Source organism: Serratia sp. LS-1, assembly GCF_003719595.1.
GTDB classification, from domain to species: domain Bacteria; phylum Pseudomonadota; class Gammaproteobacteria; order Enterobacterales; family Enterobacteriaceae; genus Serratia; species Serratia ureilytica.
Genome location: NZ_CP033504.1, coordinates 4422632 through 4440677, shown reverse-complemented (window position 1 = coordinate 4440677; position 18046 = coordinate 4422632). Strand labels below are relative to the sequence as shown.

The window sequence follows — 18046 nt, the reverse complement described above, 5'->3', positions numbered from 1 at the left end:
TTTCTTCTATCTATAAGCGGGGAGCGTGTCTAGTCTTTCTCTTTCAGCAAAACTTGGCAGGCGACGAGGGCGCCTGCGCTGTCTCCGGCGAGTATCGCATCGACGATAGCCTGATGGTGGCGCAGCTTGATCACTTCATTGCCTGTAATGGCGCGGAAGTAACTCTGATACACCGAACTGAACAGGTTAGCGAACGAGGTCAGGAACGGATTACCGCTGGCCTCGTAGATGAGCTGGTGGAATTGGGTATCGACCTGGATCCAGCGCTCGCGATCAAACTGGGTATGCAGCGCGCGCATCTCCGCCATCAGCTCCGCCAGCAGTTTGGTTTGCTGCGGGCTGGCGTGGTCTGCCGCCAACGCGCAGGCCTGCGGTTCCAACGAGGTGCGCAATATAAGGAAATGTTGCATCACCTGATCGAAGTTTTCCCGCGTCATCCACCAGGTCAGTAAATCCTGATCGAGGAAATTCCATTGGCTTTGCGGCATCACGCGGGTGCCAATGCGCGGGCGCGGCAACAACATGCCTTTGGCGGCTAACATCTTTACCGCTTCGCGCACCGCTGTGCGGCTGACGCCGAATTGCTCGCCCAGTTCCATTTCACCGGGCAGGATGCTGCCGGCCTGATAATCGCCCGCCAGAATTTGTTGGCCGAGTTTCTCTGCAAGCAGATAAGAAAGATTGCGTTGGGCGGCCTGTTGTTGTGCATTTAACGGCATGGCTGCGGGTCCTTACTGACATCGTTATTTCTATTTTACTCCAGCGATCGCCAGCTTTTATGGCTGTTTGCCTGAAAAAGTGACATAAATTCGCCGCTTTTTCGCTCTTTTGCCGAAAAAATCCGCGCTTGAAAAGTTTTTTGCATTTAGGGGTTGCGGCCTGCCGAGAACTCCCTATAATGCGCCTCCACTGACCGGGAACAACGACTGACAAGCCGCCGGGTCAGCGAGAGGAAAGCGAAATAAACGCTTGACTCTCCGGGTGAAAAGCGTAATATACGCAGCCCGCGCCGATGAGTTTCTCGGCACTGCTCTTTAACAATTTATCAGACAATCTGTGTGGGCACTCCACAAGACGATATCCAGCATCTTCGGATGCAAAAAAATATCAAGTCTTGAAGAGTGACTAACTGAAGTAAAATTCATGCAGTAAATCTTTGAGCATCGCTTATCGAGTGGAAGCACATCAAGCTTTTAATTGAAGAGTTTGATCATGGCTCAGATTGAACGCTGGCGGCAGGCTTAACACATGCAAGTCGAGCGGTAGCACAGGGGAGCTTGCTCCCTGGGTGACGAGCGGCGGACGGGTGAGTAATGTCTGGGAAACTGCCTGATGGAGGGGGATAACTACTGGAAACGGTAGCTAATACCGCATAACGTCGCAAGACCAAAGAGGGGGACCTTCGGGCCTCTTGCCATCAGATGTGCCCAGATGGGATTAGCTAGTAGGTGGGGTAATGGCTCACCTAGGCGACGATCCCTAGCTGGTCTGAGAGGATGACCAGCCACACTGGAACTGAGACACGGTCCAGACTCCTACGGGAGGCAGCAGTGGGGAATATTGCACAATGGGCGCAAGCCTGATGCAGCCATGCCGCGTGTGTGAAGAAGGCCTTCGGGTTGTAAAGCACTTTCAGCGAGGAGGAAGGTGGTGAGCTTAATACGCTCATCAATTGACGTTACTCGCAGAAGAAGCACCGGCTAACTCCGTGCCAGCAGCCGCGGTAATACGGAGGGTGCAAGCGTTAATCGGAATTACTGGGCGTAAAGCGCACGCAGGCGGTTTGTTAAGTCAGATGTGAAATCCCCGGGCTCAACCTGGGAACTGCATTTGAAACTGGCAAGCTAGAGTCTCGTAGAGGGGGGTAGAATTCCAGGTGTAGCGGTGAAATGCGTAGAGATCTGGAGGAATACCGGTGGCGAAGGCGGCCCCCTGGACGAAGACTGACGCTCAGGTGCGAAAGCGTGGGGAGCAAACAGGATTAGATACCCTGGTAGTCCACGCTGTAAACGATGTCGATTTGGAGGTTGTGCCCTTGAGGCGTGGCTTCCGGAGCTAACGCGTTAAATCGACCGCCTGGGGAGTACGGCCGCAAGGTTAAAACTCAAATGAATTGACGGGGGCCCGCACAAGCGGTGGAGCATGTGGTTTAATTCGATGCAACGCGAAGAACCTTACCTACTCTTGACATCCAGAGAACTTTCCAGAGATGGATTGGTGCCTTCGGGAACTCTGAGACAGGTGCTGCATGGCTGTCGTCAGCTCGTGTTGTGAAATGTTGGGTTAAGTCCCGCAACGAGCGCAACCCTTATCCTTTGTTGCCAGCGGTTCGGCCGGGAACTCAAAGGAGACTGCCAGTGATAAACTGGAGGAAGGTGGGGATGACGTCAAGTCATCATGGCCCTTACGAGTAGGGCTACACACGTGCTACAATGGCGTATACAAAGAGAAGCGACCTCGCGAGAGCAAGCGGACCTCATAAAGTACGTCGTAGTCCGGATTGGAGTCTGCAACTCGACTCCATGAAGTCGGAATCGCTAGTAATCGTAGATCAGAATGCTACGGTGAATACGTTCCCGGGCCTTGTACACACCGCCCGTCACACCATGGGAGTGGGTTGCAAAAGAAGTAGGTAGCTTAACCTTCGGGAGGGCGCTTACCACTTTGTGATTCATGACTGGGGTGAAGTCGTAACAAGGTAACCGTAGGGGAACCTGCGGTTGGATCACCTCCTTACCTAAAGATATTAGTTCGAGTGGCGTGCTCACACAGATTGTCTGATGAAAAAGTAACGAGCAAAAGCGTCATAAAAGTACGGTGTCGTGTCCCCTTCGTCTAGAGGCCTAGGACACCGCCCTTTCACGGCGGTAACAGGGGTTCGAATCCCCTAGGGGACGCCAAGCTTCCGACCCACCCGGTGAAAGCGGCGGTCTCAAGTATCTGACGATACACCATATCTTAAAGATGACTTCCGAGTCATGTTTAAGATATTGCTCTTTAACAATCTGGAACAAGCTGAAAATTGAAACATGACGGCTGAAATTTATCCCTCCGTAGATGTATTGGGATGAAGAGTAACCTGTCATAGAGTCTCTCAAATGTTTGCAGCGCGAACGATGGAAACATCTTCGGGTTGTGAGGTTAAGTGACTAAGCGTACACGGTGGATGCCTAGGCAGTCAGAGGCGATGAAGGGCGTGCTAATCTGCGAAAAGCGTCGGTAAGGTGATATGAACCGTTATAACCGGCGATACCCGAATGGGGAAACCCAGTGTGTTTCGACACACTATCATGTCATGAATACATAGTGGCATGAGGCGAACCGGGGGAACTGAAACATCTAAGTACCCCGAGGAAAAGAAATCAACCGAGATTCCCCCAGTAGCGGCGAGCGAACGGGGAGGAGCCCAGAACCTGAATCGGCTTGTGTGTTAGTGGAAGCGTCTGGAAAGTCGCGCAGCAAAGGGTGATAGCCCCGTACACTAAAATGCACAGGTCGTGAGTTCGATGAGTAGGGCGGGACACGTGACATCCTGTCTGAATATGGGGGGACCATCCTCCAAGGCTAAATACTCCTGACTGACCGATAGTGAACCAGTACCGTGAGGGAAAGGCGAAAAGAACCCCGGCGAGGGGAGTGAAATAGAACCTGAAACCGTGTACGTACAAGCAGTGGGAGCACCTTCGTGGTGTGACTGCGTACCTTTTGTATAATGGGTCAGCGACTTATATTTTGTAGCAAGGTTAACCGTATAGGGGAGCCGTAGGGAAACCGAGTCTTAACTGGGCGACTAGTTGCAAGGTATAGACCCGAAACCCGGTGATCTAGCCATGGGCAGGTTGAAGGTTGGGTAACACTAACTGGAGGACCGAACCGACTAATGTTGAAAAATTAGCGGATGACTTGTGGCTGGGGGTGAAAGGCCAATCAAACCGGGAGATAGCTGGTTCTCCCCGAAAGCTATTTAGGTAGCGCCTCGTGAACTCATCTTCGGGGGTAGAGCACTGTTTCGGCTAGGGGGCCATCCCGGCTTACCAAACCGATGCAAACTCCGAATACCGAAGAATGTTATCACGGGAGACACACGGCGGGTGCTAACGTCCGTCGTGAAGAGGGAAACAACCCAGACCGCCAGCTAAGGTCCCAAAGTCATGGTTAAGTGGGAAACGATGTGGGAAGGCATAGACAGCCAGGATGTTGGCTTAGAAGCAGCCATCATTTAAAGAAAGCGTAATAGCTCACTGGTCGAGTCGGCCTGCGCGGAAGATGTAACGGGGCTAAACCATGCACCGAAGCTGCGGCAGCGACGCTTAGGCGTTGTTGGGTAGGGGAGCGTTCTGTAAGCCGTTGAAGGTGGCCTGTGAGGGTTGCTGGAGGTATCAGAAGTGCGAATGCTGACATAAGTAACGATAAAGCGGGTGAAAAGCCCGCTCGCCGGAAGACCAAGGGTTCCTGTCCAACGTTAATCGGGGCAGGGTGAGTCGACCCCTAAGGCGAGGCTGAAAAGCGTAGTCGATGGGAAACAGGTTAATATTCCTGTACTTGGTGTTACTGCGAAGGGGGGACGGAGAAGGCTAGGCTGGCCGGGCGACGGTTGTCCCGGTTTAAGCGTGTAGGGGGTGTGACCTGGTAAATCCGGTTGCATACTAACCCTGAGGCGTGATGACGATGCACTACGGTGCAGAAGTAGTTGATGCCCTGCTTCCAGGAAAATCCTCTAAGCTCCAGGTAACATTAAATCGTACCCCAAACCGACACAGGTGGTCAGGTAGAGAATACCAAGGCGCTTGAGAGAACTCGGGTGAAGGAACTAGGCAAAATGGTGCCGTAACTTCGGGAGAAGGCACGCTGGCATGTAGGTGAAGTCCCTTGCGGATGGAGCTGAAGCCAGTCGAAGATACCAGCTGGCTGCAACTGTTTAATAAAAACACAGCACTGTGCAAACACGAAAGTGGACGTATACGGTGTGACGCCTGCCCGGTGCTGGAAGGTTAATTGATGGGGTCAGCCGCAAGGCGAAGCTCTTGATCGAAGCCCCAGTAAACGGCGGCCGTAACTATAACGGTCCTAAGGTAGCGAAATTCCTTGTCGGGTAAGTTCCGACCTGCACGAATGGCGTAATGATGGCCAGGCTGTCTCCACCCGAGACTCAGTGAAATTGAACTCGCTGTGAAGATGCAGTGTACCCGCGGCAAGACGGAAAGACCCCGTGAACCTTTACTATAGCTTGACACTGAACATTGAGCCTTGATGTGTAGGATAGGTGGGAGGCTTTGAAGCGTGGACGCCAGTCTGCGTGGAGCCATCCTTGAAATACCACCCTTTAATGTTTGATGTTCTAACTCGGCCCCATAATCTGGGGTGAGGACAGTGTCTGGTGGGTAGTTTGACTGGGGCGGTCTCCTCCCAAAGAGTAACGGAGGAGCACGAAGGTTAGCTAATCACGGTCGGACATCGTGAGGTTAGTGCAAAGGCATAAGCTAGCTTGACTGCGAGAGTGACGGCTCGAGCAGGTACGAAAGTAGGTCTTAGTGATCCGGTGGTTCTGAATGGAAGGGCCATCGCTCAACGGATAAAAGGTACTCCGGGGATAACAGGCTGATACCGCCCAAGAGTTCATATCGACGGCGGTGTTTGGCACCTCGATGTCGGCTCATCACATCCTGGGGCTGAAGTAGGTCCCAAGGGTATGGCTGTTCGCCATTTAAAGTGGTACGCGAGCTGGGTTTAGAACGTCGTGAGACAGTTCGGTCCCTATCTGCCGTGGGCGTTGGAAGATTGAGAGGGGTTGCTCCTAGTACGAGAGGACCGGAGTGAACGCACCACTGGTGTTCGGGTTGTCATGCCAATGGCATTGCCCGGTAGCTAAGTGCGGAAAAGATAAGCGCTGAAAGCATCTAAGCGCGAAACTTGCCTCAAGATGAGTCTTCCCTGGGCCTTCAAGGCCCCTGAAGGAACGTTTAAGACTAAGACGTTGATAGGCTGGGTGTGTAAGTGCAGCGATGCATTGAGCTAACCAGTACTAATGATCCGTGAGGCTTAACCTTACAACACCGAAGGTGTTTTTAGAGAGATTTTCAGCGACGTTCCAAGATTGGTTCTGATGGCTTCACGGAAGTGAGGCGGTTGGAATGAAACAGAATTTGCCTGGCGGCAATAGCGCGGTGGTCCCACCTGACCCCATGCCGAACTCAGAAGTGAAACGCCGTAGCGCCGATGGTAGTGTGGGGTCTCCCCATGCGAGAGTAGGACACTGCCAGGCATCAAACAAAGCCGAAAGCCCTGAACTGACGTTCAGGGCTTTTTGCTGTGCGTAAAACGTAAAAAAGCGCAGCTACGCTGCGCCTTTCAACCACTCGACAATAAAGTCGGCGATGCTTTCCGGTTGATTGAGATCCAACTGCTTAGCCGAAATGGATAGCGGTCGATCGCTGGCTACCGCGACGACAAACTGATCCAGCATGTCTTCCAACGGCCTGCCGATCTCGGCCCGATAAAGCAGGATCTTGCTGACCGGCTCATGTTTGAACCCTTCCACCAGAATCAAGTCGACCTTATCGGCGTCAAAGCGCCCAGCCAGATAGCGCAGATCCAAAGGTTGTTGCTCCGGCGTTTCGGTCATTAATGCCCAGCGACGATCGCTGGCGACCAGCGTTTGCTCGGCGCCTGCTTTACGCAGCTCATAGCTGTCTTTACCCGGCGTATCCACATCCATGTCGTGATGCGTATGTTTGATCAGTCCAATCCTTACCTGGCGTTGTTTCAGCAACGGGATCAGCTGTTTGAGCAGGGTCGTTTTCCCCGTTCCGCTGTAGGCGCCGATGGCCAGCAAGGGAGGCAATGAACGATTCATTTTTTGAGCTCTCGCGTTTGTTGCCAATTCAGGCAGTCAGCCGGCGTATTCAGGTTATGAAATGCCGCTTGCTGCCCGCTGAACACTACGCGTTGTGCGCCAATTTGATGCAAGAACAGCATCAGCTTGCGTTCACCGCGCGCCAGATAGTCGGCCAGCTGCGGCGCTATTTGGCTATGCAGTAACGCCAGCGTGGGGTGATCTCGTTCACCATCGCTGGCAAAGGCCGCCTGCGCCGCGCCTTTTTGCTGCCATAGCTGAGCGACTAAGTCGGCGGGAAAGTCGGGGACATCACAAGGGACGAAGACCACCCATTCGCTGGGAGCCTGTTTGAGCCCGGCCAGCATGCCTGCCAGCGGCCCGGCGAAATCGGGCGTCAGATCGCCAATCACCGGCAAACTGCTCGCCTGGTAACGTGCCTGATTGCGATTGGCGCTGATGGCGACGGAAGCCACCTGCGGGCGTAACCGAGCCAATACGTGTTGATAGAGTGCGATCCCGCCAATCGACACTAGGCCTTTGTCCTCACCGCCCATGCGCGTGGCCCGTCCGCCGGCCAAAATGACGCCGCTGATTTCTTTATGCATCTCGTTTATCCCGCCTTGTCGATGCGCTGATTGTAGCGCTAAAGCCGGCGCGACATCAGGATTTACCTTTATTGACAAGCCGGTTCTTTCACTGCGTGGGTAAGCCTGTTACTTTGTGAGTTTATTCATGCTATTGGACGATATTGAGATGAAAACGCATCGCGTAAACGAGTTGATCGAGCTGTTGCACCCGGCCTGGCAGGAAGATCCCGATCTCAATTTGATGCAGTTTTTGCAAAAGCTGGCGAAAGAAGCGGGCTTCCAGGGCGAATTGTCCGAGGTGAGCGACGATATTCTTATTTACCATCTGAAAATGCGCGGCAGCGCCGGCACGGATCAGATCCCGGGCCTGAAGAAAGATTACGAAGAAGATTTTAAAACGGCGTTGCTGCGCGCTCGCGGCGTTATCAAGGATTGATCCTCGTGCGGTGCGAGAAAGCATAGCGCGTGAAATGCGCCATTAATGCTACTATTTCTCATTCCCGGCACCGTGCTGTCAGCGATCAAACGAACGTTATGAATAACTCAGCTTTTAATTTCGACACCCTGTCGCCCGATTTGATCATGGATGCGCTAGAAGGGATTGGCCTGCGCGTCGATTCCGGCCTGACGGCGCTGAACAGCTATGAGAACCGCGTCTATCAGTTTATGGACGAGGATCGTCGACGCTACGTGGTGAAGTTTTACCGCCCGGAGCGCTGGAGCGCCGCACAAATCGGTGAGGAACATCAGTTCGCTCTGGATCTGGCCGGCGCGGAGATCCCGGCGGTGGCGCCGTTGGCGCTGCAAGGCGCTACGCTGCATACGCACGGCGGTTTTTTCTTTGCCCTGTTCCCCAGCGTGGGGGGCCGGCAATACGAGATAGACAATCTGGATCAGTTGGAATGGGTAGGCCGTTTTCTGGGGCGTATCCATCAGGTCGGCGGCGAGCGTTTGTTTGCCGAGCGTCCAACCATGGGGATTGAAGAGTATCTCGTTGCCCCGCGTCAGGCGCTGGCCGATTGCGAGCTGTTGCCGGCGGCTCAGCGTGATGCCTTCCTGCAGGCGACGGATAACCTGATTGCGGCGATCAAGCCACACTGGCATCTGAACTGGCAGCCGCGGCGTTTGCACGGCGATTGCCATCCGGGCAATATTCTGTGGCGCGATGGCCCGCTGTTCGTCGATCTTGATGACGCGCGCAACGGCCCTGCGGTTCAGGATCTGTGGATGCTGTTGCACGGCGAACGTCGCGACCAACTGATGCAGCTGGACGTTTTGCTGGAGGCGTACGGCGAATTTGCCGAGTTCGATCAGCGCGAGCTGGCGTTAATTGAGCCACTGCGGGCGATGCGTATGGTGTATTACCTGGCTTGGGTCGCTCGCCGTTGGCAGGATCCGGCCTTCCCTAAGAGTTTTCCGTGGATGGCGGAGTCTGATTTCTGGTTATCTCAGACTGCGGCGTTTAATGAACAGGTTAAGCTGTTGCAGGAGCCTCCTCTGCAGCTGACGCCAATGTATTGAAGCTTTAACACAATGGAGAGTTTAGTCTTATGAAAAAAATATGGTTGGCGCTCGTTGGCATGGTGATGGCATTCAGCGCCTCGGCGGCACAGTTTAGCGATGGCACTCAGTACGTGACCCTGGACAAGCCGGTGACCGGTGAGCCGCAGGTGCTGGAGTTCTTCTCCTTTTACTGCCCACACTGCTACCAGTTTGAGCAGGTCTATCACGTGTCCGAGAACGTAAAAAAAGCGTTGCCTGCCGGCACCAAAATGACCAAGTACCACGTGGAGTTCCTGGGGCCGTTGGGCAAACAGCTGACTCAGGCGTGGGCGGTCGCGATGGCGCTGGGCGTGGAAGACAAAGTAAGCCCGCTGATGTTTGAAGCGGTGCAGAAAACCCAGACCGTGCAAACGCCGGACGATATCCGTAACGTCTTCGTGAAAGCGGGCGTAACCGCCGCAGATTATGACGCGGCCTGGAACAGCTTCGTGGTGAAATCTCTGGTGGTTCAACAGGAGAAAGCCGCAGAAGATCTGCAGCTGCGCGGCGTGCCGGCGGTATTCGTCAACGGCAAATACATGGTTAAAAACGATGGCCTGGACACCAGCTCGATGGACGCTTACGTGAAGCAGTTCGCCGATGTGGTTAAATTCCTCAGCCAGCAGAAATAAGCCTGATTCAACATGAAAAACGCCGGCATCGCCGGCGTTTTTTTATCCGTATTGCCGCTTCAATTTATCCAGCAACCGGTCTTTTTCCTGCCACAGCGTATTCAGCCACAGCTGGAAGCGCCGCTTGAACTGTTTATCGTTGAAATAATCACCGTGCAGGGTTTCATCGATCGGTAGCGTCTCTATTCTCACCACGATACGCGTCAGGCGGCCGCACAGCATATCCAGAAAGGGCCGCTGGTTATTTTCCGGATAAAGCAGGGTGACGTTCAACACTTTGTCGAACTGATTGCCCAGCGCGCTAAGGGTAAACGCGATGCCGGCAGCTTTGGGCGCCAGCAAATTGCGATAAGGTGAATTGCTTTTAATTTTCTTGGCTTCGGTGAAGCGTGAGCCTTCGACGAAATTGACGATGGTGGTTGGGCGCTGGCGGAATTTTTCGCAGGAACGGCGCGTCGTTTCGATATCCTTGCCGCGTTTTTCCGGGTGCTTGAGCAAATAGGCGCGGGAGTAACGCTTCATGAATGGCATGTCCAGCGCCCAGCAGGCCAGGCCGACAAACGGCACCCAGGCGAGCTGCTGCTTGAGGAAATACTTATTCATTGGAATATGATTTCTGAACAGCACGCATAACACGACAATGTCTGACCAACTTTCGTGGTTGCTGATCAGCAGATACCAGTTTTTGCGATCCAACCCTTCCAGCCCTTCAATATCCCAACGCAATTGCCCGTTAATGCGCAATAACAGCGCCAGCCCTTGGCACCAACACCACATCATGAAATCGGCGAAAGCCGAGATATATCGCCAAACGGCGGGAATGGGCACAACGAGTTTCACGATGCCGGCCAGCGTGATGGGGATGGAGCATAACACCGTCACCAGAATGGTAAGTATGACGGAAATGATAAAGATAACAGGCGTTAACAATCTTGGCATGATTATGGGCTGACGGTTGGTGGGAACATCGTTGCATGCCAAAGCGCATGAACAAAAACGCATTTTAACAGAAATCGCCGGGGTAAAGCGCCGCTTAAAATCACTGTTTTTCGTCTCATCGGATAACCATTTGCTGAGTTTTCGTGCAACTTGTCCAGCTTGTGCTATGGTAATTGAGGCGCCGAATTTGATTAATAGTGCGATTAAAATCCGGCGAAAGTTATATCCACAAATCCAATAAAAGCCAATAATTAAGCGTCGCCGGAATTCGTTCTTTTAACGCGGTGATTTAAATAGGAATTTTATTCGCCGTTATAACGATAATCGCAGCGTTATAATTCGGTCTCTTTTCTATGCACAAAGTTATCCACAGGTAAGATCTTGCGGATCCTCGCGCACAATCACATCATTTTCGTCCGCAATGCACGCTAAGGTTCGTCTCCGGCGGCCAGCTATGGCATGCTTACCCCTATGTCCGATCACGATAAAGAAACGCTATGGCCCAGATTGCAGAAAACCCACTAATCCTGGTTGACGGTTCCTCTTACCTCTACCGCGCTTATCACGCCTTCCCGCCGCTGACCAATTCGGCGGGCGAGCCGACCGGCGCGATGTACGGCGTGCTGAATATGCTGCGCAGTCTGCTGTTGCAGTATCAACCGAGCCACGTTGCCGTGGTGTTTGATGCCAAAGGGAAGACCTTCCGCGATGATCTGTTCGCTGAATACAAGTCGCACCGGCCGCCGATGCCGGACGATCTGCGCGCGCAGATCGAGCCGCTGCACAACATGGTCAAGGCGATGGGCCTGCCGCTATTGGTGACGCCCGGCGTAGAGGCGGATGACGTCATCGGTACGCTGGCGCTGGAGGCCGAAAAGGCCGGCCACGCGGTGCTGATCAGCACCGGCGACAAAGACATGGCGCAGCTGGTGACGCCGAACGTCACCCTGATCAACACCATGAACAACACGATCCTCGGCCCGCAGGAAGTGTGTGACAAGTACGGCATTCCGCCGGAGCTGATCATCGACTTCCTGGCGCTGATGGGCGATTCATCGGACAACATTCCCGGCGTGCCGGGCGTGGGCGAGAAAACCGCCCAGGCGTTGTTGCAGGGTATCGGCGGGCTGGATGCGCTGTACGGCAATCTGGAGAACATCGCCACGCTGAGCTTCCGCGGCGCCAAAACCATGGCGGCCAAGCTGGAACAGAATAAAGAGGTCGCGTACCTCTCCTATAAGCTGGCGACGATCAAAACCGACGTCGAGCTGGATCTGACCTGTGCGGACCTGACGGTCTCCGCGCCGGATGTCGACACGCTGCAACAGCTGTTCAAACAGTACGAGTTCAAACGCTGGCTGGCGGACGTAGAAGCCGGCGTCTGGTTGGAAAACAAGAAAGGCGCGGGCGCGAAAGCTGCCGGCGCCGCCAAACCAGCCGTAGCCGCGGAAGCGCCGAAAGCGCTGGCGGAGGCCAAGCTGTCTCAGGACGGTTATGTCACCATCCTGGACGAAGCGACCTTTACCGACTGGCTGGCGCGGTTGAAAAAAGCCGACGTGTTTGCCTTCGATACCGAAACCGATGGCCTGGATACCCTGACCGCCAATCTGATCGGCCTGTCCTTTGCGATCGCGCCGGGCGAAGCGGCTTATTTGCCGGTGGCGCACGATTATCTGGATGCGCCGGCGCAGCTGGATCGCGCTTACGTGCTGGAGGCGCTCAAGCCGCTGCTGGAAGACGAGAAAGCGCTCAAGGTCGGGCAAAATCTGAAGTTCGATATGAGCCTGCTGGCGCGTTATGGCATCGAGATGCGCGGCATCGCCTACGACACCATGCTGGAGTCCTATGTGCTGGACAGCGTCGGCGGCCGTCATGATATGGACAGCCTGGCCGATCGTTATCTTGGCCACAAAACCATCACTTTCGAAGAGATCGCCGGCAAGGGCAAGAACCAGCTGACGTTCAATCAGATCGCGCTTGAGCAGGCGGCGCCATACGCTGCCGAAGACGCCGATGTCACGCTGCAGCTGCATCTGGCGATGTGGCTGCAGCTGAAACAGAGCGCGGAACTGCTGACGGTGTTCAACGAGATTGAAATGCCGCTGCTGCCGGTGCTGTCGCATATTGAACGCACCGGGGTGCTGATCGATCCGGCCATTTTATCGGCCCACTCCCAGGAGCTGGCCAAGCGTCTGGCTGAGCTGGAGGCGCAGGCCCACGAGCTGGCGGAAGAGCCGTTCAACCTGGCGTCGACCAAGCAGCTGCAGGCTATCTTGTACGAAAAACAAAAGCTGCCGGTGCTGAAGAAAACTCCGGGCGGGGCGCCATCCACCAACGAAGAAGTGCTGGCCGAGCTGGCGCTCGACTACCCGCTGCCGAAGGTGATTCTGGAATACCGCGGCCTGGCGAAGCTGAAGACCACCTATACCGACAAGCTGCCGCTGATGATCAATCCGGTCAGCGGGCGGGTGCATACCTCGTACCATCAGGCGGTGACCGCCACCGGCCGCCTCTCCTCGAGCGATCCGAACCTGCAGAACATCCCGGTGCGCAACGAAGAAGGGCGGCGCATTCGCCAGGCCTTTATTGCGCCGGAAGGCTACCGCATCGTCGCGGCCGACTACTCGCAGATCGAGCTGCGCATCATGGCGCATCTGTCTCAGGATGAAGGGCTGCTGAAGGCCTTCGCCGAAGGGAAAGACATTCACCGCGCCACGGCGTCGGAAGTTTTCGGCGTGCCGTTGGATAAAGTGACCGGCGAGCAGCGCCGCAGCGCCAAGGCGATTAACTTTGGTTTGATTTACGGCATGAGCGCCTTCGGCCTGGCGCGTCAGCTGGGGATCCCGCGTGGGGAAGCCCAGCGCTATATGGATCTCTACTTCGAACGTTACCCGGGCGTGCTGGATTACATGGAGCGCACCCGTCAGCAGGCTTCCGAGCAGGGCTATGTCAGCACGCTGGACGGCCGCCGTCTGTATCTGCCGGACGTCCGCTCCAGCAACGCCATGCGCCGCAAGGCGGCCGAGCGCGCCGCCATCAACGCCCCGATGCAGGGCACGGCGGCCGATATCATCAAGCGTGCGATGATAGAGGTCGACGCCTGGCTGCAGGGGCAGGAGAAGCCGTTGGTGCGCGCGATCATGCAGGTGCACGATGAATTGGTGTTCGAGGTGCACGAGTCGGTGATCGACGAAGCCAGCCAACGTATCCGCCAACTGATGGAAGGCAGCATGACGCTGGCGGTGCCGCTGAAGGTCGATGTGGGCGTCGGCATGAACTGGGATGAGGCGCACTGATCGCCGGGTTATCGCCGTATGCGCTAACTGGCGAGAAGCTAAGCACTTTTCGTAATTAAGCTACAAGATGCGGCGATAGTTTCCCCAACTTCGCCGTTCTTGCGTCTCAAATTGTGTAAGTAAACTACAAAAAATTCTTTTGCCCTGCGAAAAAATGATGTAGAGTTACAGGCGTAGGGTACAGAGGTAAGATGTTCTATCTTTCAGACCTTTTACTTCACGTAATCGGATTTGGCTGAATATTTAGCCGCCCCAGTCAGTATTGACTGGGGCGTTTTTTATTGTAAAAACAGCAGCAAACCATACGTTTTTCCTATCGCTCAGCCCCGACTTTCATTTCAACTTCCGCTCCCTCAATCCGCGTAATTCGGCGAAACAAGCCCGTTTTGGCGATAAGTCTTTATGATGGCTTTATTTCAAAAATGTAATTAGATAACGAAAAATCCCGCCTGCGGCCGATCTGCGGGCATAAAAAAGCCGATGCGGCGAGGCATCGGCTCAAACGTGCGATCAGGGCTTATTCGCCGATGTCCTCTTCCGGCAGCACTTCCGGCGGGATCTCGTTAAACCAGGTGTCCAGCTTCTGGCGCAGCTTGTCGACGCCGATCTTTTTCAGCGATGAGAAGGCTTCGACCTGGATATCCCCCATAAACGGCAGCACCGCTTCACGCACCATGTTGAGCTGTGCCTTGCGTGCACCGGAGGCCAGCTTGTCGGCCTTGGTCAGCAACACCAGCACCGGCGTGCCGACGTCGACCGCCCACTGGATCATCTGTTGGTCGAGATCTTTCAGCGGATGGCGGATATCCATCAGCACCACCAGCCCTTTCAGGCTGTTGCGCATCTGCAGGTATTCGCCCAGCGCGCGTTGCCATTTGCGCTTCATTTCTTCCGGCACTTCGGCGTAGCCATAACCCGGCAGGTCGACCAGACGAATGCCGTCTTCCACTTCGAACAGGTTAATCAGCTGGGTGCGCCCCGGCGTCTTACTGGTGCGCGCCAGGCTCTTTTGGTTGGTCAGCGTATTCAGCGCGCTGGATTTACCGGCGTTGGAACGGCCGGCAAAGGCGACTTCAATTCCTGCATCCCCCGGAAGATGGCGAATATCGGGTGCGCTGGTGACGAAATGGGTCACATGATAGTTGTAGTTCTTGCTGGTCAAAATTTTTCGTCTCCGTGAGGATGGCTAACTGGTTGGCGATTATAACTGCATCAGCGGTAAAAATGGCGTGTTTCTCCGTTTTTAAGCGGCGGGGCGCGATAAAACGACGGTTAAGCCGCTCGTACGTTGTGAGACATTTGCCATTCGAATCGCGGGTAATGTCGCTTTATTCGAAAGCGATATTTATTTTTCTTTTTTTAAAACAATGTGTTGTTTTTTCGTTGTGTGGAAATGTCAGTCAAATCGGCCTCTGGTGCCTTGAGCCTTCGCAACAATAACGTAAAGTACTCGTTAACGCAGGGTTGCGCAGGATTAGGGAACATCCGGGAAGGATGACAAATCTCAGGGAATGCACAGGGCGTGCAATGAGTGCCAGGATGAACGCAAAAGGAAGTGACCCTTTCGCACCGGAATAGGCGGCAGGCACATCGGATGGTGAAGTATCGGCAGTTTGGATGCCCGCAGGAAGCGCGCTCGGGAAGAGCGGATGCGAATGGATTGCGCCACGGACGATTTTCCTTTCAGGATGAAGGACGTAGTGGCAGGGAATGCGGTTATAGCAGAAGGAAAAACCGGGATGTTGCATGTACGCAAGGAGCGCGTAACAGGAATACCCTTCGCAAGAAGGTGCGAAATAGGCGGCAGGTTTAACCTGCCGCCTTTTTTCTTTGTCCGCTTTCTGCTAGATTCCGCCGCAATTCTATACTGAATCTACATACCTAAGAGCACACGCTATGAACCAGCCATCAAAAGCACCTCGCGGCAGCGCGGCGAAGTCAAAAACGAAAAAGAAAAGCCGTATGGAGCTCGATCAGGAAGCGCGTGAGCGCAAACGCCTGAAAAAACGCCGCGGTCACGCTTCCGGTTCACGCACTCAGGTCGAGTCCGGCAGCCAGAAAAACAAATCGGCGGCGGAAGCCAAAGATCCGCGTATCGGCAGTAAAGTGCCGGTTGCGCTGGTGGTCGACGAAACCAAAGTGAAGGCCAAACCGCAGCCGAAGCCAAAGGCCGAAGCGAAACCGCGCCTGTCGCCGGAAGAAGAGCTGGCGAAGCTGGAAAATGACGAACGTCTGAACGCGCTGCTGGATCGCATCGACGATGGCGAAACGCTGAACGCGCAAGAGCAGGCGTATGTCGACAAGACGCTGGATCGCATCGATGTGCTGATGGACGTGCTGGGCATCGAGCTGGGCGATGAAGACGACGAGGAAGAAGAGGAGAAGCAGGAAGATATTCTGAAGCTGCTGAAAGGCGGCAACCCGAAGGACGCTTTTTAACGCGCCATGTGGCTGATCCCGACAATAGCCCTACTCTTGATGTGTTATCTGCTGTGGTTATTCGGTAAACTATGGCGGCTGTCTAAGCGCAAAGCGCGTTTTCGCAGCGCTTCCGTGGCCAGACAGCGCAGACAACCGCCTCTCTCCCGGCCCGGTAGAAAAAGATATCGGAAGGAGTGAGCATGTCAGAGCAGACGATTGTCTGGGATTTGGCCCTGATCCAAAAATATAACTACTCAGGGCCGCGTTATACCTCATACCCCACGGCGCTGGAGTTTAACCAGCGCTACGACGAAGCGGCGTTTCAACGCGCCGCGGCGCGCTACCCTGAGCGCCCGCTGTCGCTGTACGTGCATATCCCTTTCTGCCATAAGCTGTGCTACTTCTGCGGCTGCAACAAACTGGTGACGCGTCAGACGCACAAGGCCGATGAATACCTGAATGTCCTGGCGCAAGAGATCGCCAGCCGTGCGCCGCTGTTCGCCGGCCGCAAGGTTGGCCAGATGCACTGGGGCGGCGGTACGCCAACCTACCTGGACAAAGCGCAAATCAGCCGGCTGGTGGCGCTGCTGCGCGAACATTTTGATTTTCTGCCCGATGCGGAGATGTCGATCGAAGTCGATCCGCGCGAGATAGCGCTGGATGTGCTCGATCATTTACGCGCCGAAGGCTTTAACCGCCTGAGCATGGGGGTGCAGGATTTCAACAAGCAGGTGCAGGCGTTGGTCAACCGCGAGCAGGATGAAGCCTTTATCTTCGCCCTGATCGAGCGGGCCAAAGTGCTGGGCTTCCGCTCGACCAATATTGATCTGATCTACGGCCTGCCGAAACAGACGCCGGAAAGCTTCGCCTTCACGCTGCAGCGGGTGGCTGAACTGAATCCCGATCGCCTCAGCGTGTTCAACTACGCGCATATGCCGAATTTATTCGCAGCCCAGCGCAAAATCAAAGATGCCGATCTGCCCAGCGCGCAGCAGAAGCTGGATATCCTGCAGCAAAGCATCGCGTTCCTGACTGACGCCGGCTATCAGTTTATCGGCATGGATCACTTTGCACGCCCGGACGATGAGCTGGCGATTGCGCAACGCGAAGGCAAGCTGCACCGCAATTTCCAGGGCTACACCACCCAGGGCGACAGCGATCTGCTGGGGTTGGGCGTGTCGGCCATCAGCATGCTCGGCGACAGCTATGCGCAGAACCAGAAAGAGCTGAAGCGTTACTATGAGAGCGTACCGGCGCAGGGCAACGCCCTGTGGCGCGGGTTGGCGCTGACGGACGACGATTGCCTGCGGCGCGATCTGATCAAAACGTTGATCTGCAACTTCCGGTTGGCGTATCAGCCACTTGAACGGCAATACGGCATCGATTTCACCGCTTACTTTGCCGAAGACCTGCAGCTGCTGGCGCCGTTTGAACGCGATGGGCTGGTGGAGCGCGACGAGCAAGGCATTCGCGTCACGCCGCGCGGGCGGTTGCTGATCCGCAATATCTGCATGTGCTTCGACCGCTATCTGCGGCAACAGGCGCGCAGCCAGCAGTTCTCTCGGGTGATCTGAGGATGAAAAAACAGCCGCTGATGCGGCTGTTTTTTTAACTGAAGAAGTTAATCAGCGCGGCGCACAACACCGCGGCGACCGCCGCCTGCGGGGTGTGGCTGGCGGCGGAGCCCAGCTCCGCGCCCTGAGAAATGAACACGATGAATGAGTCCAGCATCGTCAACCTCCAGAGTGTGCGACACGATCATACTGCGCCCGCACCGGCTGTAAAGTCTGCGGT

12 protein-coding genes, 1 tRNA gene and 3 rRNA genes are annotated in these 18046 nt (G+C 55.0%); 10 read left to right on the top strand and 6 right to left on the bottom strand.

Annotation, left to right across the window (positions count from 1 at the left end; translation table 11 throughout):
• Positions 1-29: 29 nt before the first annotated feature.
• The gene (locus EDY99_RS21185; protein WP_033652336.1) at positions 30-719 is read right to left on the bottom strand and encodes a FadR/GntR family transcriptional regulator; all 690 of its coding nucleotides are present in this window, start codon (positions 717-719) and stop codon (positions 30-32) included.
• 475 nt (positions 720-1194) lie between these two features.
• Between EDY99_RS21185 and EDY99_RS21180 the strand changes: the two genes are divergently transcribed.
• From EDY99_RS21180 to rrf, 4 genes are all read left to right on the top strand, one after another.
• Positions 1195-2736, top strand: a 16S ribosomal RNA gene (locus EDY99_RS21180).
• An 88-nt stretch (positions 2737-2824) separates the two neighbouring features.
• A tRNA-Glu gene (locus EDY99_RS21175) sits at positions 2825-2900 on the top strand.
• Positions 2901-3139: 239 nt separating this feature from the next.
• Positions 3140-6047, top strand: a 23S ribosomal RNA gene (locus EDY99_RS21170).
• A gap of 99 nt (positions 6048-6146) precedes the next feature.
• Positions 6147-6262, top strand: a 5S ribosomal RNA gene (gene rrf / locus EDY99_RS21165).
• The 16S, 23S and 5S rRNA genes sit together here with 1 tRNA gene alongside, the layout of an rRNA operon.
• A 72-nt stretch (positions 6263-6334) precedes the next feature.
• On the opposite strand, the gene mobB is transcribed toward rrf, so the two are convergent.
• Positions 6335-6853: a molybdopterin-guanine dinucleotide biosynthesis protein MobB gene (gene mobB / locus EDY99_RS21160; protein WP_033652270.1), complete on the bottom strand. Its 519-nt coding sequence runs from the start codon at positions 6851-6853 to the stop codon at positions 6335-6337.
• Positions 6850-7440, bottom strand: a complete 591-nt coding sequence (mobA, locus tag EDY99_RS21155; RefSeq protein WP_089195318.1) for a molybdenum cofactor guanylyltransferase MobA — start codon at positions 7438-7440, stop codon at positions 6850-6852. Before mobA ends, mobB begins: the two co-directional genes overlap by 4 nt.
• A gap of 148 nt (positions 7441-7588) precedes the next feature.
• On the opposite strand from mobA, the gene EDY99_RS21150 reads away from it, so the two are divergent.
• The 3 genes from EDY99_RS21150 to dsbA all read left to right on the top strand — a co-directional run bounded on the left by EDY99_RS21150 (position 7589) and on the right by dsbA (position 9596).
• Positions 7589-7858 (top strand): YihD family protein, encoded by a 270-nt coding sequence (locus EDY99_RS21150; protein WP_096242861.1) that lies wholly within the window; start codon positions 7589-7591, stop codon positions 7856-7858.
• A 98-nt stretch (positions 7859-7956) separates the two neighbouring features.
• A complete protein-coding gene (locus EDY99_RS21145; RefSeq protein WP_042785605.1) occupies positions 7957-8943 on the top strand; it encodes a serine/threonine protein kinase in 987 nt (328 codons plus the stop codon).
• Between the two features lie 29 nt (positions 8944-8972).
• Positions 8973-9596, top strand: coding sequence for a thiol:disulfide interchange protein DsbA (gene dsbA, locus EDY99_RS21140; RefSeq protein WP_025304721.1), 624 nt, complete (start codon positions 8973-8975; stop codon positions 9594-9596).
• 42 nt (positions 9597-9638) lie between these two features.
• Here the strand turns inward: dsbA and EDY99_RS21135 are convergent, their stop codons facing one another.
• Positions 9639-10535, bottom strand: coding sequence for an acyltransferase (locus tag EDY99_RS21135; protein WP_033645170.1), 897 nt, complete (start codon positions 10533-10535; stop codon positions 9639-9641).
• A 497-nt stretch (positions 10536-11032) separates the two neighbouring features.
• Here EDY99_RS21135 and polA point away from each other — a divergent pair, with 497 nt between their 5' ends.
• Positions 11033-13831 (top strand): DNA polymerase I, encoded by a 2799-nt coding sequence (gene polA / locus EDY99_RS21130; protein ID WP_123062049.1) that lies wholly within the window; start codon positions 11033-11035, stop codon positions 13829-13831.
• Between the two features lie 517 nt (positions 13832-14348).
• Here polA and yihA read toward each other — a convergent pair.
• Positions 14349-14993 carry a ribosome biogenesis GTP-binding protein YihA/YsxC gene (gene yihA / locus EDY99_RS21125; protein ID WP_004931258.1) on the bottom strand — a complete coding sequence of 215 codons (645 nt, stop codon included), beginning with the start codon at positions 14991-14993 and terminating at the stop codon, positions 14349-14351.
• Positions 14994-15727: 734 nt separating this feature from the next.
• Between yihA and yihI the strand changes: the two genes are divergently transcribed.
• Complete coding sequence (yihI, locus tag EDY99_RS21115) at positions 15728-16270, top strand: Der GTPase-activating protein YihI (protein WP_015379455.1); 543 nt, start codon at positions 15728-15730, stop codon at positions 16268-16270.
• A gap of 182 nt (positions 16271-16452) precedes the next feature.
• Positions 16453-17826, top strand: a complete 1374-nt coding sequence (hemN, locus tag EDY99_RS21105) for an oxygen-independent coproporphyrinogen III oxidase (RefSeq protein WP_033645172.1) — start codon at positions 16453-16455, stop codon at positions 17824-17826.
• A 34-nt stretch (positions 17827-17860) separates the two neighbouring features.
• On the opposite strand, the gene EDY99_RS24690 is transcribed toward hemN, so the two are convergent.
• Positions 17861-17983, bottom strand: coding sequence for a YshB family small membrane protein (locus tag EDY99_RS24690; protein WP_015379453.1), 123 nt, complete (start codon positions 17981-17983; stop codon positions 17861-17863).
• Between the last annotated feature and the right edge of the window lie 63 nt (positions 17984-18046).

Excerpts from the sequence above, each read along its gene's own strand:
- EDY99_RS21185 (WP_033652336.1), bottom strand. The coding sequence starts at position 719 with ATGCCGTTAAATGCACAACAACAGGCCGCCCAACGCAATCTTTCTTAT.
- mobB (WP_033652270.1), bottom strand. The coding sequence starts at position 6,853 with ATGAATCGTTCATTGCCTCCCTTGCTGGCCATCGGCGCCTACAGCGGA.
- mobA (WP_089195318.1), bottom strand. The coding sequence starts at position 7,440 with ATGCATAAAGAAATCAGCGGCGTCATTTTGGCCGGCGGACGGGCCACG.
- EDY99_RS21150 (WP_096242861.1), top strand. The coding sequence starts at position 7,589 with ATGAAAACGCATCGCGTAAACGAGTTGATCGAGCTGTTGCACCCGGCC.
- EDY99_RS21145 (WP_042785605.1), top strand. The coding sequence starts at position 7,957 with ATGAATAACTCAGCTTTTAATTTCGACACCCTGTCGCCCGATTTGATC.
- dsbA (WP_025304721.1), top strand. The coding sequence starts at position 8,973 with ATGAAAAAAATATGGTTGGCGCTCGTTGGCATGGTGATGGCATTCAGC.
- EDY99_RS21135 (WP_033645170.1), bottom strand. The coding sequence starts at position 10,535 with ATGCCAAGATTGTTAACGCCTGTTATCTTTATCATTTCCGTCATACTT.
- polA (WP_123062049.1), top strand. The coding sequence starts at position 11,033 with ATGGCCCAGATTGCAGAAAACCCACTAATCCTGGTTGACGGTTCCTCT.
- yihI (WP_015379455.1), top strand. The coding sequence starts at position 15,728 with ATGAACCAGCCATCAAAAGCACCTCGCGGCAGCGCGGCGAAGTCAAAA.
- hemN (WP_033645172.1), top strand. The coding sequence starts at position 16,453 with ATGTCAGAGCAGACGATTGTCTGGGATTTGGCCCTGATCCAAAAATAT.
- EDY99_RS24690 (WP_015379453.1), bottom strand. The coding sequence starts at position 17,983 with ATGCTGGACTCATTCATCGTGTTCATTTCTCAGGGCGCGGAGCTGGGC.